The 4,634-nt window shown below is 64.4% G+C and carries 6 protein-coding genes and 1 tRNA gene; 4 read left to right on the forward strand and 3 right to left on the reverse strand.

From position 1 onward, the window contains the following. Positions 1–102: 102 nt before the first annotated feature. Positions 103–426, reverse strand: a complete 324-nt coding sequence (locus tag VF631_RS02245) for a TrbC/VirB2 family protein (protein ID WP_431848641.1) — start codon at positions 424–426, stop codon at positions 103–105. Between the two features lie 368 nt (positions 427–794). On the opposite strand from VF631_RS02245, the gene VF631_RS02250 reads away from it, so the two are divergent. Further along, the gene (locus VF631_RS02250) at positions 795–1,298 is read left to right on the forward strand and encodes a helix-turn-helix domain-containing protein (RefSeq protein WP_431848642.1); all 504 of its coding nucleotides are present in this window, start codon (positions 795–797) and stop codon (positions 1,296–1,298) included. A gap of 60 nt (positions 1,299–1,358) precedes the next feature. Further along, positions 1,359–1,556, forward strand: coding sequence for a helix-turn-helix transcriptional regulator (locus tag VF631_RS02255; protein WP_431848643.1), 198 nt, complete (start codon positions 1,359–1,361; stop codon positions 1,554–1,556). A 101-nt stretch (positions 1,557–1,657) separates the two neighbouring features. Here VF631_RS02255 and VF631_RS02260 read toward each other — a convergent pair whose 3' ends face one another. Both VF631_RS02260 and VF631_RS02265 read right to left on the reverse strand, forming a co-directional pair. Next, entirely contained in the window at positions 1,658–2,848 is a 1,191-nt protein-coding gene (locus VF631_RS02260; RefSeq protein WP_431848644.1) for a tyrosine-type recombinase/integrase, read from the reverse strand. Positions 2,849–3,076: 228 nt separating this feature from the next. Then, positions 3,077–3,163 (reverse strand) — tRNA-Leu (locus VF631_RS02265). 111 nt (positions 3,164–3,274) lie between these two features. Between VF631_RS02265 and VF631_RS02270 the strand changes: the two genes are divergently transcribed. Continuing rightward, complete coding sequence (locus tag VF631_RS02270) at positions 3,275–4,222, forward strand: NAD(P)H-binding protein (RefSeq protein WP_431848645.1); 948 nt, start codon at positions 3,275–3,277, stop codon at positions 4,220–4,222. Next, a partial coding sequence (locus tag VF631_RS02275; protein WP_431848646.1) for an undecaprenyl-diphosphate phosphatase occupies positions 4,219–4,634 on the forward strand: 416 nt, incomplete at its 3' end. The genes VF631_RS02270 and VF631_RS02275, both read left to right, overlap by 4 nt.

Genomic DNA, 4,634 nt, shown 5'->3' on the forward strand with positions numbered 1-4,634 from the left:
ATTCATCAAGGGTCCAAAGGCCGATGAGCTCGGGATCATCGAGACGCCTGGGAACAATATACTTGTCAGACATGGCTGCCGCCCCGCCCTCTGTTCCCGCGCTCAGATCAGCGCGGTAACGGTGGAGGTGACGATCGGAACACCGGTGCCAACACCGATGCCGACGCCGACGGGGAGCGCCACCTGGCCGAGGCTGAATCGGCCCGAGGCCATGCCGATGATTCCGCCAGCAAGGCTGAGCACGGCGATGATCTTGCCGCCCGAGCCTTCGAGGAAATCGGTGAACTTGGTCAGCGCAGGGCTGAAGGTGGCGTCGGCGCCAGCATAGGCTGCCGTCGCGCAGAGCATGAGCCCGACTGCGGGCAGGACATAATCACTGGCGCGACCGAGCTTGGCGCGGGCCAGCGGGAGCGTGAGGCTGTGCATTGGAAGCGTCTCCTGGGAGTGTCGGTGCGGCCGAACACCGGCTGCCCACTCACCAAGCGCGCCACGCCTTCACTGCTCAACAAAAAGGAACATGAGGAGAACAGATTGCGGCGCGCATCGCGGATTTTGCGACAGAGATCGCAACTGCCTTGGAATTTTCCTACTCTGCCGCGACGCTTGTCGCGGATACGACAGCTTCAGATCGCAGCCTCGCGACGCCCGTCGCAACTTCGGCTTCTCACTTGATTCGCGAACTTGAGTGTCGATTCGCTGCTCTGCCAGCGCGCTTTCCTGACCCAGCCCCATCCCCGCTCGACTAGGATGTTCTTGTTTTGTTTTCCTACAGACCGGCGTCGCGTTAGTTTGAAGTGCGACTCGACATTTGGAGACTTTTCGTGCCCGCGACCGCCGACCCTCCGCCGTTCACCTCGGCGCCGCTGCACACCGTTGTTGCCGACCTCGTCGACGAGAGCGGTGTGAGCCAGCGGGATCTCGTTTCACGCGTTGGTCTCTCCAAGGATCAGCTCAGCCGTACGCTTAAGGGCGCGCGTCACATGAGCTTGGAGGAAGCCGCCACGATCCTGCACGAGGCGGGTCTGCCCGCCCGCGGCACGCTGACGCTCGCGTTGTTCGATCGCCAGGATCTCGCGACCGACTGGGCACGCTCCGGACTTGGTGGCTTCCTCGAAACAATGGTGGCCGCCCTTCCCGATGCGCTCGCGGCGGAGATCGGCGACACCAGCGATCGGGTCGACCCCCGTTGGGGAACCCAGGCCGCGCGCTTCGTGGCGCAGCGCATCGCGCACCACATCAACGATCTGATCGAGCGAGAACAACGGCTCGGCGACTTCTCGCCGGGACGCGCAGCATAACCACACGAGCCGGCGGCCACTGGGGAGAGGCCGCGGTTCACTTCAAGAAGGATATCTCAGGTGCAAGCTCACCTCTCCCGGACGACAGAACGCCTCATCAGGCTGCCCGAAGTGAAACAGCGGGTCGGACTTGGTCGCTCTACCATTTACCGCCTGATGGACCTCGGCACGTTTCCAAAGGCGCGGAAGCTCGGCCTCCGGGCGATCGCGTGGTCCGAGGCCGAGATCGACAGTTGGATTGCGGGCAAGCTGACGTAGACAGCCGCAGGCAAGAAAGTAGCCCAGCAGTCAAACTAGCTGGAGCCTTCCAGTCCGATGTGCGCGTCGGCTGGGGCTTCACGGCTGTCTGATGCTTGCGCTTAGGAAGATCCGGTGCGGAGCGAATCAAGAAAATTGCTCCACCATTGATGCATCGAAACTCGCTCATCCCAATACGTGCCGCGATTGTAGATGCTGCGGATGAGATCGCCGTCGGCGTGCGCTAGCGAACGCTCGATTGCGTCGGGGTTCCATTTGCCGCTTTCGTTCAGCAGAGTTGAGGCTGTCGTACGCAGACCATGCGCAGTGACTTCGCCCACCGCGTAGCCCATCCGGCGGAATGCCTGATTGATCGTGTTCTCGCTGAGTGGCCGACGCGACGTATGGAATGCCGGAAAGACATAGCCCTCGGGTCCCGTCAGCGGACGCAGTTCGGCGAGGTAGGCCTGCACCTGACTGGACAGAGGAACGGAATGCGGCCGCCGCATCTTCATTCGCTCGGCGGGTATCTTCCAAACAGCAGCCTCGAGATCGAACTCGGACCACAGCGCCTGTCTCAGTTCCCCGGGCCGGGCCATGACATGAGGGGCAATTTGCATGGCGAGGCGCGTTATCAGATGACCCGAATACGCATCGATCGAGCGTAGAAGCTCGCCGACCGCTCCTCCATCGAGAATCGCGCTGTGATGCTTCACCTTGGGCGTGACCAGGGCTCCTCGAAGCACTGAGGTCGGATCAGTCTCCCCACGCCCGGTCGCCACGGCATAGCGAAACACTCGGCTCGCAAATGACCGAGAACGCCGCGCGGTCTCGTGCTTGCCTTTAGCCTCGATACGCTTGAGCGCCGCCAGAACGTCTACCGGTTTCAAGTCCGCGACGGGCTGCCGCGCGATGGGCGCGAGCTGCTCCAGGAGCCAGTTCGCCTTGGTGGTCGTCGTTTCTGCGCGCCCTTCCGCGACCATCTTGTCGATATACTCCTTGGCGACATCGCCGAAGGTGTTAGCCGCGTTGTATAGCGCCAGCAGTTTCTCCCGCTTACGGTCCGCAACCGGGTCAGCGCCCTCGCGCAACTTGCGTCTCGCTTCATCGCTCTTTCGACGGGCGTCGGCGAGGCCAACCTCCGGATAGCGACCAAGGGCAATCCGCTTGTCCTTACCGAGGTGCCTGTACTTCAAGCGCCATAATTTCGAACCGCTTGGGTGAACCTCGATATACAAACCGCGGTCATCGGCTCGCTTGTAAACCCGATCCCGGCCCTTGAGGGCACGGACCTCTACATCCTTCAAAGGCATGACCGCTCCATCCCGACTCCATCGATCCTGCTTCGAAGGCATCCGGGATCTCGGTCGAGAGGGCGTGGGGCCACCGTTTTCGGGGTGGGCCATTATGGCCCCAACGGTGGCCCCACTTTGAGTGGGATCGACTGAAATCTCGTGGAACAACTTCGGACAAGAACAAGGACAGAATGGCAGTTTTCCGCCGTTTTGTCGATGCTTTTGGGATGTTCTAAAAAGAACAAATGGTGCCCAGAAGAGGACTCGAACCTCCACGACCTTGCGATCGCCAGCACCTGAAGCTGGTGCGTCTACCAATTCCGCCATCTGGGCCCAGGAGCTTGAAGCTCGGGTAGGCGGCGGCCTCTAGGGGACGCGGCCGAACCTTGTCAACCGCTCAGCAAGCGGGCAAGCGACGCTCGGGTTTACGCAAAGGCGCGTCAGATGAAGGACAGACTGGTCACGGTGTTCGGCGGCGGTGGGTTCGTCGGGCGCTATGTCGTGCAGGCGCTGCTGCAGGCGGGCGCGCGGGTGCGCGTCGCGCAGCGCGATCCGCGGCAGGCCTGGTATCTGAAGACGCAAGGCGGGCTCGGCCGGACCCAGGTCGTCGCCGCCGACATCACCCGCCCGGGCACTGTCGCCGCCGCGGTCGCGGGCGCCGGCACCGTGATCAACCTCGTGGGCGTGCTCTCGGGCAACTTCCAGCTGTTCCACCACGCAGGGGCGCGCGCCGTCGCCGAGGCGGCGGCCGAGGCGGGCGTCGAGGGCCTCGTTCATGTCTCGGCGATCGGGGCCGATCCGGCGAGCCCGTCCGCCTATGGCCGCTCCAAGGGCGAGGGCGAGGCTGCGGTGCGCGCCGCCTTCCCGCGCGCAACGATCGTCCGCCCCTCGATCGTCTTCGGACGCGAGGACCAGTTCATCAACCGCTTCGCCGGACTGATCGCCAAGGCGCCGGTCGTACCGGTGCTGCGCGCGCCCGTCCGGTTCCAGCCGGTGTTCGCGGGTGACGTCGGCGAGGGCATCGCGCGGATCGCGGTTGATCCGCTCGCGTACGGCGGGCGCTTGTTCGAGTTCGGCGGTCCCGACGTGGTGACGATGGGCGAGTTGATCCGCTTCATCGCGCGCGAGATCGGTCGCACGCCTACGATCCTTGAACTGCCCGACCTCGCCGGCGACCTGCTGTCGCGCGCGGGCTTCCTTCCGGGCGCCCCGATCACCCGCGACCAGTGGCTGATGCTTCAGCGCGACAACGTCGTCGCGCCCGAAGCGGAGGGACTGGACAGGCTCGGCATCCAGGCGACGCCGCTGGCTGCGGTTGCGCCCAACTATCTGGTGCGCTTCCGCAAGCAGGGCCGGTTCGGCCGCCGGGTCGAGCAGGCCGCCCGGCCTTGAGCGATATCCTGACCGCGATCATCCTCGGCATCGTCGAGGGGATCACCGAGTTCCTCCCCGTCTCCTCCACCGGCCATCTCGTGCTCGCGACCGAGATGCTGGGCTATGACGCGAAGCGCTGGGCGGTGTTCAACATCGCGATCCAGCCCGGCGCGATCCTGGCGATCGTGGTCCTCTACTGGCGCACCTTCTGGGCGGTCGCCACCGGCCTTACCCGTTGGGACCCGAACGCCGTCGCGTTCGTCCGCAACCTCCTGCTCGCCTTCGTCCCCGCGGTCGTGCTCGGCCTCTTGTTCGACGACCAGATCGAGACGCTGCTCGAGAGCGCGGTCGTGGTCGCCTGGGCGCTGATCGTGGGCGGCGTCGCGATCCTCGTTGTCGAGCGACTGGCCAAGACCACCAATGTGCTCGG

This window comes from Allosphingosinicella sp., from assembly GCF_036387615.1.
Lineage (GTDB): Bacteria > Pseudomonadota > Alphaproteobacteria > Sphingomonadales > Sphingomonadaceae > Allosphingosinicella.